At 42.4% G+C, this 21,661-nt stretch carries 10 protein-coding genes; 2 read left to right on the top strand and 8 right to left on the bottom strand.

Going from position 1 to position 21,661, the window contains the following annotated elements; genetic code table 11:
- The 4 genes from F8N35_RS09560 to F8N35_RS09575 form a co-directional block, all read right to left on the bottom strand.
- The coding region (locus tag F8N35_RS09560; protein ID WP_363928378.1) for a PKD-like domain-containing protein at positions 1 to 4,210 on the bottom strand (4,210 nt) is incomplete at its 3' end.
- 94 nt (positions 4,211 to 4,304) lie between these two features.
- Entirely contained in the window at positions 4,305 to 8,336 is a 4,032-nt protein-coding gene (locus F8N35_RS09565; protein WP_293051955.1) for a DUF11 domain-containing protein, read from the bottom strand.
- Between the two features lie 1,650 nt (positions 8,337 to 9,986).
- Positions 9,987 to 11,882: an ABC-F family ATP-binding cassette domain-containing protein gene (locus F8N35_RS09570; RefSeq protein ID WP_293051957.1), complete on the bottom strand. Its 1,896-nt coding sequence runs from the start codon at positions 11,880 to 11,882 to the stop codon at positions 9,987 to 9,989.
- Positions 11,883 to 11,978: 96 nt separating this feature from the next.
- A complete protein-coding gene (locus tag F8N35_RS09575; protein ID WP_293051959.1) occupies positions 11,979 to 12,977 on the bottom strand; it encodes a 2-hydroxyacid dehydrogenase in 999 nt (332 codons plus the stop codon).
- Positions 12,978 to 13,262: 285 nt separating this feature from the next.
- Between F8N35_RS09575 and htpG the strand changes: the two genes are divergently transcribed.
- Together htpG and F8N35_RS09585 are read left to right on the top strand one after the other, a co-directional pair.
- Positions 13,263 to 15,323, top strand: coding sequence for a molecular chaperone HtpG (gene htpG, locus F8N35_RS09580; protein ID WP_293052303.1), 2,061 nt, complete (start codon positions 13,263 to 13,265; stop codon positions 15,321 to 15,323).
- Between the two features lie 275 nt (positions 15,324 to 15,598).
- Positions 15,599 to 17,185, top strand: coding sequence for a hypothetical protein (locus tag F8N35_RS09585; RefSeq protein WP_293051961.1), 1,587 nt, complete (start codon positions 15,599 to 15,601; stop codon positions 17,183 to 17,185).
- Between the two features lie 198 nt (positions 17,186 to 17,383).
- Here the strand turns inward: F8N35_RS09585 and F8N35_RS09590 are convergent, their stop codons facing one another.
- The 4 genes from F8N35_RS09590 to F8N35_RS09605 all read right to left on the bottom strand — a co-directional run bounded on the left by F8N35_RS09590 (position 17,384) and on the right by F8N35_RS09605 (position 21,660).
- Positions 17,384 to 19,573 (bottom strand): hypothetical protein, encoded by a 2,190-nt coding sequence (locus F8N35_RS09590; protein WP_293051962.1) that lies wholly within the window; start codon positions 19,571 to 19,573, stop codon positions 17,384 to 17,386.
- 113 nt (positions 19,574 to 19,686) lie between these two features.
- A complete protein-coding gene (locus F8N35_RS09595; protein WP_293051964.1) occupies positions 19,687 to 20,277 on the bottom strand; it encodes a hypothetical protein in 591 nt (196 codons plus the stop codon).
- Between the two features lie 26 nt (positions 20,278 to 20,303).
- Positions 20,304 to 21,002 (bottom strand): Crp/Fnr family transcriptional regulator, encoded by a 699-nt coding sequence (locus F8N35_RS09600; protein ID WP_293051967.1) that lies wholly within the window; start codon positions 21,000 to 21,002, stop codon positions 20,304 to 20,306.
- Between the two features lie 85 nt (positions 21,003 to 21,087).
- The gene (locus F8N35_RS09605; RefSeq protein WP_293051970.1) at positions 21,088 to 21,660 is read right to left on the bottom strand and encodes a non-canonical purine NTP diphosphatase; all 573 of its coding nucleotides are present in this window, start codon (positions 21,658 to 21,660) and stop codon (positions 21,088 to 21,090) included.
- Position 21,661 lies beyond the last annotated feature (1 nt).

Below are 21,661 nucleotides of genomic sequence, written 5' to 3' on the forward strand. Positions count from 1 at the left end.
TCGTGGCTGTCGTGATCTTGCTCAGCGTCCAGCTCGGGGTGGCGTTCGCCGTGACATCGCTAAACGCCGTTTGAGCCGTTGGTAATTCAGTTGTTGTTACACTTACCGTATTGTGGATTTTACCATTGCTTAATGGTTTGCCATTATTGTCCAAATCAGCTTGTGCAACTGTATATGTTCCTGTGTATGTCCAAGTTTCACCTTTTTCTAAAATATCATCATTATCTCCTCCTGTCTTAGTTGGATTTGATAAAGATCCACCCAAATATGGATCATTTACTACTACATTATTCTGATCTGCATTTCCCGTGTTAACAACCGTAATAGTATAATTAATAACATCGCCGGCTTTATTAATAGAAGTCTTATCTGCTGATTTGGAAATCGACAGAGAAGAACATACCGGAACTGTCACAGTAATGGTAAATGGAGTTCCATTGCAAGTTCCTATACCTGTAGCTTGCGGAGTCACTGTATATGTTACCTGTTGGCTGGAATTGCTTTTGTTATATAATGTCTGATTAATAGTATTTCCAGAAGATGCTGATGCGCCAACAACATAACTGTTAGAAGAAACAATCCAGCTGAATGTTGATGCAACGGCGTTTCCTCCTTTTGATGTATTGTCTACATTTACCTGAAGATCATATGAAAGAGTACCTGTACAGTCCAAGGTCACATTATCATTATAACCTGTTGGCGTCGGATTTACTGTAAGTGTGACCGTATTGCTTGTTGTTATCCCGCAACCGTTGGTAGCCGTGTAACGTAATGTCTTATTATTATCGGCATAGCTAACTATATAAGGAACTGTCAAGGAATTGAAAATGCCAGATCCTACGGAGCTTTCAAGCTCCCAGCCCTCAGTGAAGACCACTGAACCGTTAGCGCTTACCGTAGGTCCACTTGGATTCAGAGAGGTGCCTGCACAAAGAGCCACAGGAGTAGATATTGATGTCAACGTCGGCTTGTCATTGATCGTAACGGTTTTACTCGTTGAAGAGGATGCGCTACAGCCATTTGAGTTACTGTAGTTGACTGATATCGTTCCGGTTCCGGCACTACCCCAGGTGACTGTGGCAGTGTTGGAGGTTGAAGTGCCGCCACTGGTGATCGTTCCTCCACTTACACTCCAAACATAGTTACTCATACCACTCTCGGTAGTATAGACATTCCCCGTGGAATTGGCACAGGCTGCACCTGATCCTGTAATAGTTGGTACGGGCAACGCATTAACAGTGATGACTGCACTGCCACTCTGATCATTGCTACATGTGGTGCTGCTGTTATCTTTTACACTTACAAGAGCATAGCTATAAGTCCCTGTTGTTGTGGTCGGCTGCATTACACTCACACTGTTGCCACTGGTAGTGGTTATCGTTTGAGCCGTACCACCGTTAACCTTATAGGTAAATGTATAAGGTGCGATGCCTCCAGCACCTGTGAAGGTGATCGATGGAGCTGCAGTATTCTGACATACACTCGTCGTTCCGCTTATCGCTGCTGTCGGTAATGCATTGATCGTAACTATTTTACTCGTTGAAGAGGATGCGCTACAGCCGTTTGAGTTACTGTAGTTGACTGATATCGTTCCTGTTCCGGCACTACCCCAGGTTACTGTGGCAGTATTGGAGGTTGAGGTGCCACCACTGGTGATGGTACCACCACTTACGGTCCAGTTATAGCTGCTCATACCACTCTCGGTAGTATAGACATTCCCCGTTGAATTGGCACAGGCTGCACCTGATCCTGTAATAGTTGGTACAGGCAACGCATTAACCGTGATGACTGCACTGCCACTCTGGTCATTACTACATGTGGTACTACTATTATCTTTTACACTTACAAGGGCATAGCTATAAGTCCCTGTTGTTGTGGTCGGCTGCGTGACACTCACACTGTTGCCACTGATAGTGGTTATCGTTTGAGCCGTACCGCCGTTGATTGTATAGGTAAATGTATAAGGTGCGATGCCTCCAGCACCTGTGAAAGTGATCGATGGAGCAGCAGTATTCTGACATACACTCGTCGTTCCGCTTATCGTTGCTGTCGGTAATGCATTGATCGTAACTATTTTACTCGTTGAAGAGGATGCGCTACAGCCGTTTGAGTTACTGTAGTTGACTGATATCGTTCCGGTTCCTGCACTACCCCAGGTGACTGTTGCCGTGTTGGAGGTTGAAGTGCCGCCACTGGTGATCGTTCCTCCACTTACGCTCCAGTTATAGTTACTCATCCCGGATTCTGTGCTGTAAATATTTCCCGCGGAATTGGCACAGGCTGCACCTGATCCTGTGATGGTTGGTACGGGTAACGCATACACAGTCACGTTCGTCTTCGCGCTATTTGCCGCATAATCACCCTGAGCTACCACTGTATTAGTTACCTCATAAGTTCCTGCGGCACTAGCACCAAGGTTAATTTCTCCTGTGGAAGAATTAATAACTAACCCGGCCGGAGTCGCTGTGAATGTTCCCTTCACACCATAAGTATCCATTGTAGGAACAGCGGTAGTACTGGGCGTAGCACAATAAGAAGAAGATGGATACGAGAAAGAAGCTACGGGTCTGGGAACAGGGACTACAGTCGCAGAGTTATTTGACAAATCCGGATCTGTTTCTTTTCCACTGATAACTGCTGTGTTGGAATATTTTGTATAAACTACAATAGTTGTGGTAGCCGTACAGCCGCCACTATTGGTGTAAGTAATGATCGTTGAGCCGGCAACCAAACCAGTTACAACTCCACCTGACGTAACTGTCGCTACGGCGGGATTACTCGAAACCCACGCATTAATAGCAGCCGGAGTACCAAGAGTTCCTGTCAATGTAACATTAGTCCCCTTAAGAATTGGAGATACATTTGTTATTGTTGGAGTTGGATTGACTGTTAATACAGCTCCCGACGTTGAATATACTCCTGATGATACATTTTTTGCCCATAAATAAATTGTACCGGCAGTAGAGTAGCTGGTTAATGAAGAGGTTATCTGTGTGGTTCTGGAAGAAGAGGTTCCTGTCCACCACTCATAGGTTACATTACTATACGATGGTTGCAGTGCTGTCAGATTTACCGGTGTACATGCCGTGCTTTGTGATAAAACAGGAACAGCCGGCGTTCCATCTGCACTGGGACAATCTGCTACAGGTAGATTACTTGGATCTGAATTCCCCCAGGTTAAATTAGCTCCCCAGGTCATTCCTCCAGGATTATTAAACATTGTAGATTGCGAACTAGTAGTACTGGGATTTCTTAGATTAAGATTCGGCCCTATAGTACCACTGTTCATTGTTGCCTTATTTGACCATACAAAATAGCCTCGCTTTGAAGAATCCGATGGACCCTGCAGATTTCCATCAGACTGAAATTGGCCTGCAGAAAATGTGGTGATACCTTCATTGTAAAACACAGATCCTGAGCCACCTAAATTAATAGATCCCGCGACATTAAAACGTCCATAATTCTCCACTCTTGAAGTAGACCCTCCGTAATCTATCTGAGTGGTATTAAATACGCCTGTATTTATAAGCTTACCTCCGCCATTCAGATTGAATTTTCCATAGTAAGTTCCACAGTTAACATAGGTCGAAGTTGAATTACTATTATAATTTCCATCAATCGTTAATGAGCCCGTATTTTTAAAATAGGCATTGCCATTTGTTATATTCAACGTACCAGTGACATGCATCGAGTTGGTATTCGTAATCGTAATAACAGCTCCGGTTTGTTGGAATTGAAGAATGCCTGCATTAAATGTCCCATCATTGGTGATATTCATTACGGAACCATTCAATGTTATTGTGTTTGGGATATTTAGAACCGCTCCTGAATGAACTATAAGATTTACATTCCCCGCCCATGTGGGGTTTTGATTTACATTCAATGTTCCATACACATCAATATTGACCGCTGTTGAAGGGCTACTAAAAGTATAGTTATTACCTCCAAAGCTTAATGTTGCCCCGGTTCCAACACATATTGATGCCCCGGAACTAAATGTTACGTCATTATTGATAGTACTTGTCCCTGTAAAGCAAGTTAATCCGGCAACAAACGTATAATTGGAACTGCTGGTATAATTATTGAGGGTGGCCGTACAACCAGTACACTGAGCCAATCCACTTTCAGCAAACAGATTGCATAGAGTAATTAACAATAAGATTACGTAATATCTTGAAGATTTGGCCTTTTTATAAAATTGGATACCCATCTTATTTCTTTAAAAATTTTTCTCTTTTGACTTTATTCTTACAATTGCTCGTATTGTTCGAACCTTGGCTCCTAAAATGCAACGTTCTTATTTGTTATTTTACCGTTGCTGTAATTGTCAATATCGCTGAACTCTTTGGAGCTAAATTCCCAATGGTCCATATTCCAGAGGTATTATCATAGGTTCCGGTTGTTACCGTAGAGCTCTTAAATACGTAATTGGGTAACAACTTATCTGTGACTTTCACCTCGGTTGCTGTGACCATATCGTTACTTCCATTGTATGCTGTGATAGTAAACGTCACATCAGTGCCTACGAGAGGATTCATATCGCTGACAGCCTTAGTAATTGACAAATCATTACACGAATGTATCGTCACTGTTACAGGAGTTGCCGGAAAGCTACTGCACCCACTTGCATTCTTATAAAAAATATAATACGTACCGGCACCAACCTTCGTCGGATCTGTGACATCTGTGCCTGCCGGATCATTTGTGGTTTTGTACAATATGCTGCATCCCGATGGAGTCGAACTTGAGATCAATGAAGCGATATTTACTGTAGTAGCAGGGCATGCATTACTCACCATTGCACTGCTGACAGTAGGAGATGATGGTAACGAATTGATTGCCAATGCTATACTACCGGTCATACCGGTCAAACATCCCGTAGTCGTATTCGTTGCCGTTACAGTGTATGTACCGGCAGATATCTGATTGCCAAAACTAATAGCCGACCCTGTACCGGCTACCGAAGCCCCCGAATTTGCTCCGTTCAATTGCAGCTGATAATTCACACCACTTTGTGAACCAGATAAACCTATGCTCACTCCCGAACCACCGGAGCAATAGCTTCCACCACCTGTAACGGAATATGCTGTGGGTATTGCATTGACTGTAATAACTGCACTGCCACTTGCTGTATTGCTGCATGTGGTACTACTGGCATCTTTAACACTCACCAAGGTATAGGTAAATGTGCCCGCTGTTCCTGTTAACTGAGATACTGTTACACTATTTCCACTTGTAGTTGTTACTGTTTGATTCGAACCACTGTTCACCGTATAAGTGAACGTGTAGGGTGCCGTGCCTCCATTACCGGTAAATGTTATAGCTGGTGGTGTTGTGTTTTGGCACACTGTTGCAGTGCCACTGATACTGGCTGTGGGCAAAGGGTTAACTGTTATGGTTTGAGAGCAGGTGGAATAATTTCCAGCTGCATCTGCTATTTTATATGTGCGGACAATAGATCCTGAGGCTTCACTCCCTGTTTGAGTCGATGTGATACAACTAAGGCCAGACTCTGCATCAACTGCAGTACCTCCGGCATTCTGAAATGCAGCAATTGTAGCATATGCAGCAGGTACATTTCCTGCACAAACAGAAAATGCAGATGGACAACTTATTGTTGGAGCTGTAAGATCGCTGCGGCAATCTGATCCAAACACTGAATTTGTCAACTCATTTTTATTTATTTTAACCATCAGTCCTGATGTTCCCGAAGATGCCCCATAAGCACTGGAGGTTGATCCGGTTACTCCATTTGCACCTCCGGCAATCTGTATTGTTGGATTGATGTTAGTATAAACAGCTCCACCAGATCCTCCACCGCCAGGTCCATGATTGGGTAGCCCGCTACCGTAAGCACAATCCGACCCCTTTCCTCCATTTGCTTTTAAGGTCAAAGATCCGGAATATGTATCTGCTGTCACGACAATAGTTCCACCGCCGCCACCACCGCCACCGGCATCTGTGCCTGTAGTTGATGGGAGTTCGTAACCATCATGTCCATTTGCAGTTATATTTCCTGTACCAGTAATTGTTTTGGCATTTACAAAAACAATACCCCCACCATTACCTCCATGAGCATAATCATTGTCATTGGCAGATCCGGATCCTCCACCACCACCCATGTAAACTTGCACAGCAGACCCCGATAGTGCATATCCTCCATTGCCCCCGATTGCAAGGCCCGAGTTCCATGTATTTCCTCCTTTTCCTCCGGTTGTCAGGTTTGATCCACCACCACCACCACTATTTTCTGCATTTGCCGTATTACCATCATTAGCTCCCCCACCAGCATTGCCAGCAGCTCCCATTCCTTTGTATCCAGTTGCATATAATCCGGTTGTCAAGGTCACAACGCCTGTTCCATTGTAAACCTGATCTGGAGCGCCCGCGATTCCTTCTCCCTTATAACCATGTCCGGCAGCACCTGCTGCGAACACCCAATCATCGGTAAATGGATATGAACCTCCGGCAGAAGTGGCACTTATTCCGGCACCTCCTCGAAACCCTGCGGCATCTGCAGAAATGTTATATCCTCCCATAGAGAGAGTTCCTGCTACATCTAGTGCAACCACGCCTCCCACAGATCCATTCCACGGATATGACACAATATTGCTGCCAAGAGTAAGTGAATTATACTGAGGAACCCTTATGATCTGAAAGGTTTGTCTTGAAGCCGGGATGTTGGCATATGAGTTTTTTAGTCCGGTTGTAAGAGTCAGTACCCCACCGGCATATGATTGTACTTTACAGTATTCATATTTACCTGCTGTAATAGACGACACTGTTCCATAATCGCTTGTATTGGTTGATGTCATGTTAGCTCCCTGCATTTGAATAATTAACGCAAGGTCGCCAGCAGCAAATGCCGTAGAGCCCACCGCCGTACCTAGGGAGATGCTTGTTGCTCCGGCGGATAGCGAAACGTTTGTAGAACTGGGGGGATAATATGTATTTACATAACTCGCACCTGAATATGTTACATTACCATCTTTCCCGGCACAAGTGTTATTATATGATGTAGGAATTTCCACCTTTAAGACCTTTGAGGTACCATAGGTTATATCTGTAACTGTGACATAATAAAACCCAGGACTCAAACCAGTTGCAGTAGCCGCTGTACCTCCTGTCGGAGCCCAGTTGTAAGTATAATTACCAGAACCTCCGCTTACAGCAACCGTTGCCGCTCCATCTGATGCACAAGGCGAAGATACCGGTGTAACCGTCGGTGACACAAGCAATGTTGTTATGCTTGTTGTCAGTATAGAAGTGTTGTTAGTGATAACCGGATCTGTTATTCCTGAAGGCACGGTCACCGTTGCACTATTACTCAAACTGCCGGATAAGGCAGTAACATTTCCTGTAATAGCCAAAGTCACACTTTGTCCCGATGCCAAAGACACACCTGTCCAATCTCCGGTAGACGAGTTATAGGTACCTGCACTGGGAGTAAAAGAGGTTGCGGTAAAACCAGACGGTAAGGCATCTGTTAAAGTAAAATGATCCGATGGAATTATGGAAGAAGAACCATTATTCGTGATTGTAAGCGTGTATGTTAGAGATTGGCCTGGAATGGGGTTGCTTTTATTTATCACCTGAGAAATCCCCAGATCCACAGGAGCATTTAACTCCCAAATCATCTCCAACTCATCTCCGGAACCAATTTGGCCTCCCGCCAGACTCCATGTAAATGATACAGAACTGATATTCGTACCATTTACTTGCACACTTCCAGCTGCAGTTCCAGCACGCGAATCCGTACTCGACTCAGAACTATAGCCATTATAATATACATTTGTACCTGTAGTTCTATAAATGGTGTTTGAAGTTACATTAAAATGATTTACACCTGCCAATTTTGTCAATGATAAACCTGAAGAGGTAAGTGTAAATAATGCAGAGTTAGTTCTATTATCATCCCCTAATCCACCCAATCTATCAATATGGAGTATTGGATTATTTACAGGCCTGTTAAACGTAAACGTAATTGTTCCAGTTCCAGAACCGGAACCCCATCCATAAGAAGCTTCAAATGAAGGTTGCCCCGTAACAGAAGCATTGCTCCAAAAATTAGTCGTATTAAAAGCTCCGGTTGGAGTAGAGGAAAATGACGCTCCATTTGCTAAGGTGCTTATTTGCATTGCTACATTAACAGGGCCAGCAGTAGAAGACGAATTAGTCGCACTGGCCGCTCCACTCCAAGTTCCGGTTAAACTTTGAGCACTTAATTGCAAAGTAGAAAGATTGAAAATAAAAAGCAATAATAAAATGAAAAGCGTGTGCAACTTATTATTAATAAGTAAATTATTGATTTTTTGTACTTCAAATTTGGTTATCATTTCTCCGTGATATGTGTTTGTATATTTTTCTCTTTTTGTTTTACTTTAAGATGCACATATAGTATACATTTTCAGACAACTACTGCACAAAAAAAATCCTATTCCAAAGAAGAAAATATTCTTTCTTCCCTGAAATAGGAAACACGTTATGCTGACACCCGGGTATGGTTGCCAGCACAATTTAAAAATACCAATGGTAGCTTTTTAATCATTATTTTTCTCTTTAGATTTGAACCGACGGCTTCTATTCAAAACATGAATAGAAGCTCAGCTCTGGACCTCTCTTCAGATTGTAGTTTATGCAGTTAGTAATTCGATTATCCTTTGTGAATAAGATAAACAACTAACAGAACTATAATTTTGGTTTGTTTCTGGTTTAGGTCGGAGACACTAAAATGCACGACCTAAAATGTAATCTTTTGTTAACAAATAAATTGATTATCGACATGTTCATTTAAAGCCACCTGTGAAAGAGCAACCAACAGTGTTAATGTAACATAATTTATCTCACCATTTGATTGACACTCATAAAAAATATGCCGCTTCACAGTGGCAACAAAATCAATTTTTTGCCTTAGTCATACTTAATAATCAGTGCTGATTTTAATTTTCAAATTAATGAATTCCTTGTTCCAAACTACATGGAAAAAATTACAATAATCTTATAATATTCATATAAACTGTTGTTTATATACAACAGCAACAAGGCTTAACAACACAATTAATTGAATACTGAATAATAAATAATCTCAACCTCCTATCTATTAACTTCTTACAAATTTACCCAATATATTTTATACAATTATTGTTTTATTAATTAATAACACTAGTTAATTATTGTGTATTTTATTAATTTGTTTTAACTTGTTTCATTTTTGTATTTATTCACATAATATTAGTTCGGTTTTTATTTTTAACTGAATGTCCACTCAAAAAAATTTCGACAAAGATACTCACTGTTCAAGACAACACATGAATTTTAATACGAATAATGACCAATTAAATTCGTCAAGAAAAACCAAACAGAAAACAAAAATCAGATTATACAACTATATATGAAACAGATAAGTAATTCATATTTTTGAATTTTTATTCGAATGATAGTTCTCTTATACGCGAAACCATTCAGATGAGAAACAAATGAAGGCTATTCATTCCACGAAGTGCTTTCTCCTTTTGATTTACCCTATTATTATTCTGATGAACTGAAAAAGTAAATCATTACGGTTATTTTATTTTTTAACACATAATGATTCTTATTGGCTATATGTTTATTTTTCATATCACACATACCCAATTTATATAGTTTTTATTTGTTTAATATACATTTTATCATCAATCAAATAAGACAATTTCTATAAAACACAACACTATATAAACCTAATTTTTGATAGATTGACAAAACAAGTCACTGCATAAAGGAAAGGATTCCATCAACTATAACCGGAGCCAAATTAAAGTAACACCAACACAAGTCAATGTCACGGAACATCGGGTTCAGCTCTGAAATTTGCAAAGCCAAATTATTGATTACCTGCCAGATAATTTATGTTACTAGTTGAAAGAAGATGATAATTAAAAAGCTTACTCAATGAAACAAAAAAGACAGAGGCAACAGAAAAATAATGTTTCCTGTTGCCCCTTTTATTATTATGCCAGTTCACTCAGTTCGAGCCAGCGCATGGTCTTTTCGTCAAGAAGGGATATAATTTCGGAAATGCGGTTGGAGAAATTGATAATCTGATCGGTATCGAGAGATTCCGTCGAAAGTTGATTTTCAATCTGCGTTTTCTCCGATTCAAGGGCTTCAATTTCAACCTCAAGAGCTTCGAACTCTTTTTGTTCTTTGTATGAAAGCTTTTGAGGTTTATCTGCTTTGGGGCGTTGCTGTTTTTCCTTTTCCGGTTTAGGCGCTTTCTCTTTTTCTTCCAGCTCTTGTGCCAGCTGAAGTTCTTTCCATTCCCGGTAATCAGTGTAATTGCCTGGATAGTCCTTGATCTTTCCGTCGCCCTCGAATGCCAACAGATGATCTACCACTTTATCCATAAAATAGCGGTCGTGCGATACCACAATAACACATCCTTTGAAACCGCGCAGGTACTCTTCCAGCACATTCAGGGTGGCAATATCCAAATCATTGGTAGGCTCATCAAGCACCAGAAAGTTCGGGTTTTTGATCAGAACCGTACACAAATAGAGACGACGGCGCTCACCACCGCTCAGCTTGGCCACGAAACTATGCTGCACTTCCGGCGGGAACAAAAACAGTTGCAAAAATTGCGACGCTGATAACTTTCGCCCATTGCCGAGCGAAATCTCCTCGGCAAATTCGCGCACTACGTCAATCACTTTCATCTGGTCATCAAATTTGAGGCCATCTTGGCTGTAATAACCAAACGAGACGGTTTCGCCCACGTCGAACGAACCACTATCAGGCTTCACTTCTCCCAAAAGCATTTTCAGGAATGTCGATTTGCCTGTACCGTTTTTGCCCACAATCCCCATCTTCTCGTAACGCGAGAAATTGTAGTAAAAATTATCAATCAACACTTTATCGCCATAGGCCTTCGAAATATATTTAGCCTCAAAGATTTTCGATCCGAGATAAGAGGCTTTCACCTCGAGAGAAACACTGTTTTCCTCGCGACGTTGTTTTGCCCTGCGCTCGATTTCGGCAAACGCATCTACGCGGGAGCGCGCTTTGGTTGCGCGGGCCTGCGGCTGACGACGCATCCACTCCAATTCTTTTTTATAGAGATTTTTAGTTCGTTCGGTTTCGGCATTGAAATTATCAATTCTATCCTGCCGTTTTTCAAGATAATAGCTATAGTTGCCTTTGTAATGAAACATGCTGGCCTGATCAATTTCAAGAATATCGGAACAAACACGGTCGAGGAAATAACGGTCGTGCGTCACCATCAGCAACGCCATTTTACTGCCTTTAAGGAAACTTTCAAGCCATTCCACCATCTCCAGATCAAGGTGGTTGGTCGGCTCATCCAAAATAAGCAAGTCAGGTTCGGCAATCAATACATTAGCCAAAGCAACACGTTTCAACTGTCCGCCTGAAAGATGACCTATTTTTTGATCAAAATCGGTAATTTTCAGGTTGCCAAGAATCTGCTTAATCCGCGTTTCGTAGTCCCAGGCTTTCAGATCGTCCATCCGGGCCAACGCGTGTTGATACACCTCATGATCAACAGATGCCGGGTTGGCCTCCAAATGTCGCGTCAACAGCTCATACTCCTTAATGGCTTCCGTCACTTCATTATGAGCGCTGAAGCAGGCCTCCAGCACACTCAATTCGGGTGCAAAGGATGGATCCTGACGCAGGTATCCCACCCGTAAGTCGCGACGGAAAGAAATGTTTCCGCTTTCGTAATCCTCATCTCCGGCCAAAATAGAAAGAAGTGTCGTTTTTCCTGCTCCATTCCGGGCAATCAGCGCAACACGCTGGTTGTCGGCAATGCCGAATGAAATATTTTCGAAAAGAAGATTATCGCCAAACGATTTAGTGAGATTTTCTACTTGCAAGCAACTGGCCATAAGATATGTGATATTTACAAAAGTTCTATTATTCTAACCGTGAAGGAGATTAAATACATTCCACTGAAGTATCATCTCTCCAAAATCCCACTGAATTTAAATCGCCACTTCATTGACAAGTGGTTTTTCATCTATAAAGTCCTTAATGTTTTGCAGGGTGGTTTCGGCGATATTGAATAATGCTTCTTTGGTAAAGAAAGCCTGATGCGAAGTAACTATTACATTATTGAACGAAAGCAAACGAGCCAGTATGTCATCGTCCATCACTTTATTGGAACGATCCTCATAAAAATAATGGCTTTCTTCTTCATAGACATCCAATCCGGCGGCTCCAATCTTTTTATTTTTCAGGCCTTGTATCAAATCATGCGTGTTAATCAGTTTACCACGCCCCGTATTAATAATCATCACTCCATTTTTCATTTTGTAGATGGAATGTTTATTGATTATATATTCTGTCTCTTTATTGAGAGGACAATGCAACGAGATAATATCAGCATTGCAATAGAGGTCATCCAGTGAAACGTATTCAACTCCATTTTTTTCAGCAAAAGCTTTATCGGGATAAAGGTCATAGGCAAGAATGCGAAGCCCCATACTCCGAAGAATTTCTATTAAAATTTTAGCAATCTTACCCGTACCGATGATTCCCGCCGTTTTACCAAACATATCAAACCCCATTAATCCATTCAGGGCGAAGTTACCTTCCCGGGTCCGGTTATATGCTTTGTGTATTTTTCGATTCAACGTAAGCATAAGCGCCAAAGTATGTTCTGCTACCGCATGAGGAGAATAAGCAGGCACACGCACAACCTTGATACGACCTTTAGCAGCATTCAAGTCAACATTATTGAAACCTGCACACCGAAGGGCAATAAGTTTCACACCATTATTCACCAATTCATCAATCACAGTTGCATCCACTACGGCATTTACAAAAATGCAGACAACATCTGCTCCTTTGGTAAGTGCAACATTGTCGATATTCAGATGCTCTTTATGATATTTAATCGTATAGCCAAACTGACAGTTTACTTCATTAAAAGAAGCTTCATCATAAGGCTTGGTATCGAAAAATGCAATTTTTACACTCATAATCATTGGAAATTGATGGTTAATCCTAACGTTACAAAGTTACATGATAATACCCAATGAACAAAAACCATTGACAAAGCAATTCGGCCGATAATCGCACAAAACCACCTTCATTTCTTGCGCAAATTCGTATTCTATTGTTGCATGAAGAAAAACGATAGAAAACTAACTTGTCATTTTGTCAGAATATTTGTGCTGGCACTTTTTTTGATAATTAGTTGCCGACTGCTTGACCGAAGCGTCATCTTATTGCAATAAATTACATAAACATATCAAATTAATTGTATTATGAAAGGAAACATCGGAGTAACGTCGGATAACATTTTTCCGGTAATCAAGAAATTTTTGTACAGCGACCATGAAATTTTTCTGCGCGAATTGGTATCGAATGCTGTGGATGCCACTCAAAAATTAAAAACTCTTGCATCTGTTGGCGAATTCAAAGGCGAACTGGGCGATCTGAAAGTCACAGTTGCAGTTGACAAACAGAAGAAAACCATCACGGTGAGCGACCGCGGTATCGGGATGACTGCCGATGAGATTGAAAAGTATATCAACCAGATTGCTTTCTCGGGTGCCGAAGAATTCCTCGACAAATACAAAGACGATGCAAATTCAATTATCGGTCATTTCGGATTAGGATTTTACTCTGCCTTTATGGTTTCCAAACAGGTGGAAATCTATACTTTATCGCACAAAGAAGGCGCAAAGGCAGCTCACTGGACCTGCAATGGCGATCCCGAATACACGTTGGAAGAAATCGACATGAAAGGTCGTGGTACAGACATCGTGCTCCACATCGACGACGACAATCTCGACTTCCTCGAAGAATCGAAAATCAGCGGTCTACTGACCAAATATTGCAAATTTCTCCCCATTCCTATCGCTTTCGGCAAAAAGAAAGAGTGGAAAGACGGTAAAGAGGTTGAAACTGAAGAAGACAACATCATTAACGAAGTGGCTCCCGCATGGACCCGCAAACCTTCGGATCTGAAAGAGGAAGACTACACCAAGTTTTACCAGACCCTTTACCCGATGTCGGAAGACCCACTTTTCCACATTCACCTCAACGTGGATTACCCGTTCAACCTGACCGGTATTCTCTATTTTCCGAAGGTAAAAAACAATATCGAACTGCAACGCAACAAAATACAACTTTACTGCAATCAGGTATTTGTAACCGATTCGGTAGAAGGTATCGTTCCCGAATTCCTTACTCTGTTGCACGGCGTTATCGACTCGCCGGACATTCCGTTGAACGTGTCGCGTAGCTATCTGCAAAGCGATGGCAACGTGAAGAAAATTTCGAGCCACATCACCAAAAAGGTAGCCGATCGTCTGCAGGAAATCTTTAAAAACGACCGTGCTCAGTTTGAAGAAAAATGGGACAGCCTTCGATTGTTCATCATCTACGGTATGCTTTCGGATGAAAAATTCTACGAACGCGCCGAAAAATTCGTTCTCTTCAAAAATACAGAGAACAAATTCTTTACTTTCGAGGAATACAAAACCCTTATCAAAGACAACCAGACCGACAAAGACGGGAACCTCATCTATCTGTATGCCAATGACGCTGTTGAACAACACAGCTACATTCAGGCTGCCCGTGACAAAGGGTATGACGTGTTGCTGATGGACGGTCAACTAGACATTCACTGGGTAGGCCAGTTGGAACAGAAGTTCGAAAAGAGCCGCTTTGTACGTGTGGATAGCGACATCGTGGAAAAACTGATCCGCAAGAACGACGAACCGAAAGTGGAACTCTCCGACTTGCAACGCGAATCATTGACAACCGTGTTCAGCTCTCAGCTTCCTAAACTCGACAAAACCGAATTTATCGTTACCTTCGAAAACATTGGTGCCGAAGCTCAGCCAATGGTAGTAACACAGAACGAGTTTATGCGTCGTATGAAAGAAATGTCGGCCATGCAGGGCGGTGGAATGATGAGTTTCTACGGTGAAATGCCCGACAGCTACAATCTGGTGGTCAACACGGCACATCCATTGGTTGACAAGGTCTTGAAAGATGAAGAAACAAAGTGCATTGCCGAATTAGCTCCTTTTGAAGCTAAACTACATGAACTGAAAACACGTCGCGATGCGTTGAAAGAGTCGCATAAAGGCAAGAAAGACGAGGAAATTCCTCAGGCTGAAAAAGAAGAACTTGAAGCCATTGACAAGCAAAGCAGCGAAGCCACCGAAAGCAAAAAAGCAGTGGTATCGAACTATGCGGTCAACAATCCTGAGGTGCGTCAGTTGATCGACCTGGCACTGCTTGCCAACAACCTGCTGAAAGGTGAAGCGTTGAGCAATTTCGTGAAACGTAGCATCCAGCTAATGAAATAAGAACCCATTCTTTGTTTATACATCGAAGCCGTTGTAACAATATTTTGTTGCAGCGGCTTTTTAATTATCCGACCAACAGGAATAAAAGCCTGATTCTAATACTATATTTGTAAAGTTGTTCCACCCTTCGTGTAATGATATATCAACTGAAAATAGCGTGAAGGGCTCTTGATTTGCATATTCTTAAGTCTCTATAAATGTTCCAGGCAAACGGGAAGTTTACTGGCGCGTCATTCATAAACCCTGATTATCAATCCTTAAAAAAGGAGGTCAATATGTACACCGGAGGCTATGACATTGCATTGCAAATCAAGGAAGAGGTATTCAACAAAGCGCTGGCCGCCCTCTATTACAAAGGGCTTTTCTACATCAAAAAGGTATTCAAGTTTCATTCCGACGAACTACCGCCGACACTAACCAATTTTGCCGAAGTAACGTGCAAGGCCAAACTGACCAGTCCACCGCTTCTTGATTTTGTGGCAGAAGATACTGCCAATCTGATCCTGAACACGCAGGTGATTTTCTACTTGTTAGGAAGCATCGAAGTGGAGTTTGACGCCGACATCGGAGCTCAAACTAAAATTGTCTACGACAATGCCCACCACAAACTCTCGCTTAATCTCAAAGAAGCGGACATTACCTCCATCAGCCTGAGCGATGATTTCGATCTGGACGAGTCTTCTCTCAAACGCATCAACGAAGTGCTCAAATACATCGTTCAACACGAGTTATTGCACCAGATAGAAACGGTGTCGGTTCCGCTCTCAATTTTCGATTTGAAGGTACCAGGCGTTCCGGAAACTCACCAGATGCACGTTAACAAGGTAGATGGCAAGATCATTGATAACACCTGGTTCAGAGCCGGAATCAATCTGTTTGAGGACACTGCAGGCGACTTTAATGCTATTCAGTTCAACCTGACAGCAGACTATAACATGGCAATAACGGAAAGCACCATTCAGCAGGTTATCGATTTCTGGTGGCTGTTTGCCATTAAACCTCATTACATTACCAAATCCAAAACCGACCAGCTGGATAAAGTGCAGAATTTTGTCAACGATGTGATTGATGTTGCAGAAAGAGTTCTGCAGGTTGCCACGCTCGGAGCAATTGACGTTGACACCACGTTTTGCAATACTAAGATGAACTATGGAGCAACCCTCAATTTCGTCAAACCTAATATCAACATTCTGCCCGGCGAACGGTTCTCCATCTACGACACGCAAATGGGGGTTGATGCTTGGCTGAATATCAAGACCGATATCACCACAACCACCGAAGTTCTTTGGGGACTATTGGGTAAATCGGCCACCTCGGCCACCGACCAGACCTTGGTCAACGTTACAGATAATATCGCCGTGACTCTCAAAAATATTGAGGGCAGAATTTATCTGAACGATCAGATGGAAGTGGTTGGAGAGGTGGAACAAATCGACGTTGACTTCGATTTCGGAGATTCATTTGTGGAAAACCTTACCGATGCGGCTGTCACAACTGTAAAAGGCTGGATCATTGACATGATAAAGTCGCATATCCATGCCATTGTCCTTTGTCCGAAAGTAGCAGACATCAATATTGAATCGCTTGGATATCACGCCCTGATTGCTCCGCAGGAATTAATCACAACCGACAACGAAGTGCGCATTACCCTCAACCTGGACATCAAAGAGTTGCAAAAAAACACGACTCCTCAGCCCGGATTTATCGCCAACACGCACACGAAAGAGGTTCACCGCATCTATTGCGACGAACTGGACGAAATGAATGAAATAAACAAAGTGGGTTATTTTGTATTGAAAGATGCACTGGATGACGGCTACGACACCTGTGGTAAGTGCATCCCGTGGTACAGCAAACGGTAATATTCAAAAAAACGAGGTTGTCTTAAAAGTCAATGTTTCTATTGATAAGCTTCTGCCCCTAAATCCCCTTAAGGGGACTTTTACGCCTATAAAATAGCAGATTTATAGCCCCTTTAGGGGTTTGGGGTAAAACAAAGATCCACTTTGGCTTCGTAAATTATCAAAATCAATATTCCTTTTGAGGCTGCCACGTTCACTTTATATCATATACCGCAATTTGTCCATCATCAACGGTATCTCTTCTTTGGAGACACCCGAAGAGAGAAGCTGGGGAACATCCTGATCAAAGGCCTTGTAGAAATCGTCATCATCCTGACGGAAAAGTTGAACGCTTTTGGCATACAGCTGCAAAGCATCGTTCCTTTTTTGTTGTGCCCACGCCACATGTCCTGCATTCAGGTAATCAAGTTTTGACGGATTTTGCTCTATCATTTTAGCGTAATAATTCTCTGCCTGACGGAATTTCCCGCTCAGGAAAGAGCACCAGGCAATGGCTCGCCAAACTTTAGGCGTAGATGTTGCCAGTTCTACCTTGAAATAGTAGTTCAGAGCTTCGGCATAACGTTTTTCCTGCACAAAAAGGTGTCCGATCTGTAACTGGATATTCCGGTTTTCAGGATCGAGAACTTCTGCACGTTTATAATAATCGAGGGCCTCATCGTAATTGCGAAGCATTTTGTTGCAAAAGGCTATTTTTCGTGTCAACCACAACTGTTCTGGCAATAAAGCCTCCGCCCGCAGGTAGTACTCCAAAGCTTGCGCAAAATCGCCGGTTTGCTGACGGCAATAACCCATTTTCTGGAAAAGTCCGGCATCAACATCCGATTTTGAGAGCTTTTCAAACAGAGAGAAAGCCTCGCCGTAATATCCTTTTGCAAAGTAATATTCGGCAATTTGGAGCTGCTGTTCCTCCGACAGATCAAGCATATCGAAAAACCAGCAGGAATGAAACCTCAACGCCCAATTGAACACCGGCATGAAATCGTTCCGGTAAGCAAACAACTTGAAGAAGCGGTAAAGATCCTGAATGTACTGATTCGAAACCTGACGTTCGTACGTTTCCGACTCTATATTCAGATCCGATTTTTTAAGTTCGTCAATCTGTTCCGCCTCCAGTTTAAAAGCCTGCATCATCGATTTTCGCTGCGATTCGGCAATTTGCTTCATGCTGATTGCCAGTGAATATTTATCGGAATTGCAGAGATAGGCATTGTTCAGTAACAATGGCATCAACTGGTTATTTTCTGTAAAAAGATCTACTACAGTGGAATGGCCTGTATCGAACGGCAAAAACCAGTTGGGTAGCTCGTTGAAGAACGGATAATGCTTCAATTGAGCAAACGTATTCATATACACATCTGCTCCTTCCAGTTGCAGTTCGCTCATTTCACGGAGCTTGTCGCCCACTCCGCTTTTTTCAATAAGATCCTGCCATTCAGGGTTTTTATCTTCCCATTCCTCCGCTGAAGTCATGCTGTCGAAATCGATTTTATCTTTCACCTGAGGAGCCAGCTTCATCATTTCGGGCAGTATTTCCTGCTGCATTTTTTGCGAAATTTTATCTGTCTCCGATGTTCTGGCAAACTGAATGATAATCGTAACCAGCGCTTTCGCAAACTTCGGATCATCACTTAACAACGCAAGACGTTGCCGGATACCGTCGTAAAATGGCAATCGTGCATTGTAAATAGCCAGCGTGAGTGCCAGTCCGACCAGTGCGCGCAGACGAACCTCAGGCTGCTTGTGCACACAAGCATCAGCCAGCAATCCTATTCGTTCGGCATTAAACTGGCGAACTAAATTGAGTGTGAGGGCCGAAATGGCAAATGATTTGTCAACAGGATCGATGGTATCGCTGGCAAGCAGAAGTTTGAAGCTGTCGGCATCTACCTCCTGGATGAGCCATAACGAGCGGAACATCTCAAGACGGGTTTGCTCATGCAAGGCGATTTGTTCTTTGCGATTGCTTTGCTGATTGAGCCCCTCTTCTATCAGAAATGCCACCACTTTATTTGTTGATTGCTCCTCCAATGAATGAACAATGGCTCGCAGGCTTCTCAGCTGAGATCGGTAATAACGAATTTGTGAGTAATCGTATCCGCTTGAGAATTTGGTAAACAGTTCTTCCCGGATAGTATCGGTAAGCAAAAAGGCTTTTTTCACGAGGTTGTGATACACGAGTTCCCGCTGAGGATCGTTCACCCCATCGACGGCATACTGAAGCATAAGGCGGTAGTTGTTTTCCAGCTCATCAACGCTATCGACATATTCGAGCAGATGAACATCCTGAAGCCAACTACGCAGCGCATCGATAGCCTGTTTCAGACGTCGGTTTTTGAGGTGCACCAAAATCTGGGTAGCGGTATTTTGCATCTCGGTTATTGTCATATCCGGTAATGTATTAATCGGTTGCTAAGGTAATATAAAACGGCACCTTTTCTCATTAATACTGATGAAAAGTGCCGTTTAACTTAAAACAAAAACCGTGCCACGAACGTGGTTTAATGCGAAGAAGCCGGCTTCACGAGGGCTTTTTCCTCTGCCTGCACCACATTGCCACTTGTAGTATGTATGTAGTAAATCTTATCTTTCGTCTCCTTTTTCGAAGTCAGGGGAATTTCATATTCGAAACGACATTCGACTTTTCGTAGCAAAACTTTGTCGGAGGGCATGTTGCGATAATTTTCCATCTTCGCTTTCATGGAATTCAGCCATTTCTGGCTCGCCTCCAACGGCCTGATCTCGGCAGCTATATTTTCACGCATCGTTTCCATGTCATACCTGACATAAAGCGTTTGCATTTGCAAAAGGCTCCGGAGCGTCTTGCTGTTTTGTTGCAGAAGCGTATCGACCGGTTGACCCAGTGCTTTCTTTATAAAGGTAAGGCTATCGTTGACAGTGACCTGTCCAACTGTTTTTGTTTCGAGAGGGTAAAACCGGAAATCAGGATCGGCAGTCTGGCGTTGTTCGTAACTCCAGATAGCTTTGATGTCATTGTCGGAACTGTTGCATCCGAAGAAAAGACAACACAGGCATATGAGTACGGTTGCCTTTACTACTTTGTCAACCATATATTTAATCGAAATATTCACGGTGAAAAAATTTGTCTTTCGAGGCACTAACCAATACGGCTGATTTTTCGCAATCGTTCCTCATCGATAATCTTGATTTTCCGACCATCGACCGCAATAATCTTTTCAGTTGCAAAATTGGATAATGTACGAATGGCGTTGGATGTGGTCATATTGGAAAGACTTGCCAAATCGTCACGAGAGAGGTAAATATTGAGTGTTGCACCGTCTTCTTCGAGTCCGTAACTATCCACAAGGAAAAGAATGGATTCTGCAAGACGTCCACGAATATGTTTTTGGGTAAGATTTACAATGCGGGTGTCGGCAATGCCTAAATCGATGGCCATTGCTTTGATGAAAAACAGTGCCAAATCATTGTTTTCCTTCAGGAGTTTACCAATCACTTCCGACGGAATCATAAAAATCATTGCCGTTTCTACAGCACAGGCAGCTGTGAGATAAGGTTCTTCGGCAAAAAAGGCACGATATCCAAAATAGTCGATCGGCTTAATCATCCGTACAATCTGGCTACGCCCACCGACTCCATCTTTGTAGACTTTCACTTTCCCTTTGATCAAACAAAGCAGATGAGTTGGTGTTTCTCCTTCACAGTAGATCATTTCATTGCGCTTGAACTGCTGCATCTTGGAATTGCTTCGCAAATAATCCAGTTGTTCACCGGTCAACACATCCCAAATTCCGGGAAGAGACAGGATGGACAAATCCGTTGTCTGTTTTGGTGCCATAAAAACATGTTTTTCAACACAAATGTAAGCAATTTCAACAAAAAATCAATTCTGTTGAAAAATGCTGATTCTCTTTAGATTAGATTTATGCTTGTAAAAATTCTACCAGCTTTTTGACCGCATTTGCCCTGTGACTTATCCGGTTTTTAACCGTGAGGTCGAGTTCGGCAAACGTTTTGTCATAATTTTCGGGCACAAAAACAGGATCATATCCAAATCCGTTAACGCCTTTGGGTTCATGCAAAATTGTACCTCTCACCTCACCTTCAAACAAATATTCTTTCCCCTCTTTTATCAGAGCAATAACGGTACGAAAACGGGCTTTCCGGTTAGTTTTATCTTTCAGTTCCTGCAACAGCTTACGCATATTGGCACCGGCATCCTTATCAGTACCGGCATATCTGGCCGAATAAACACCCGGAGCGTTATTCAATGCTTCCACTTCGAGTCCTGTGTCGTCGGCAAAACAGTCTTTTCCAAAACGCTCGTACACGTAACGCGCTTTCAGCAAAGCATTTCCTTCAAGCGTTTCTGCAGTTTCCGGAATGTCGTCAAAACACCCGATTTCTTTAAGACTCAGTATTGTATACTTATTTTTAATATATTCCGATACTTCGTGCAGTTTATGATCGTTGTTGGTGGCAAAAATAATATCCATG

Source organism: Paludibacter sp. (assembly GCF_009712605.1).
Taxonomy (GTDB): domain Bacteria; phylum Bacteroidota; class Bacteroidia; order Bacteroidales; family Paludibacteraceae; genus Microbacter.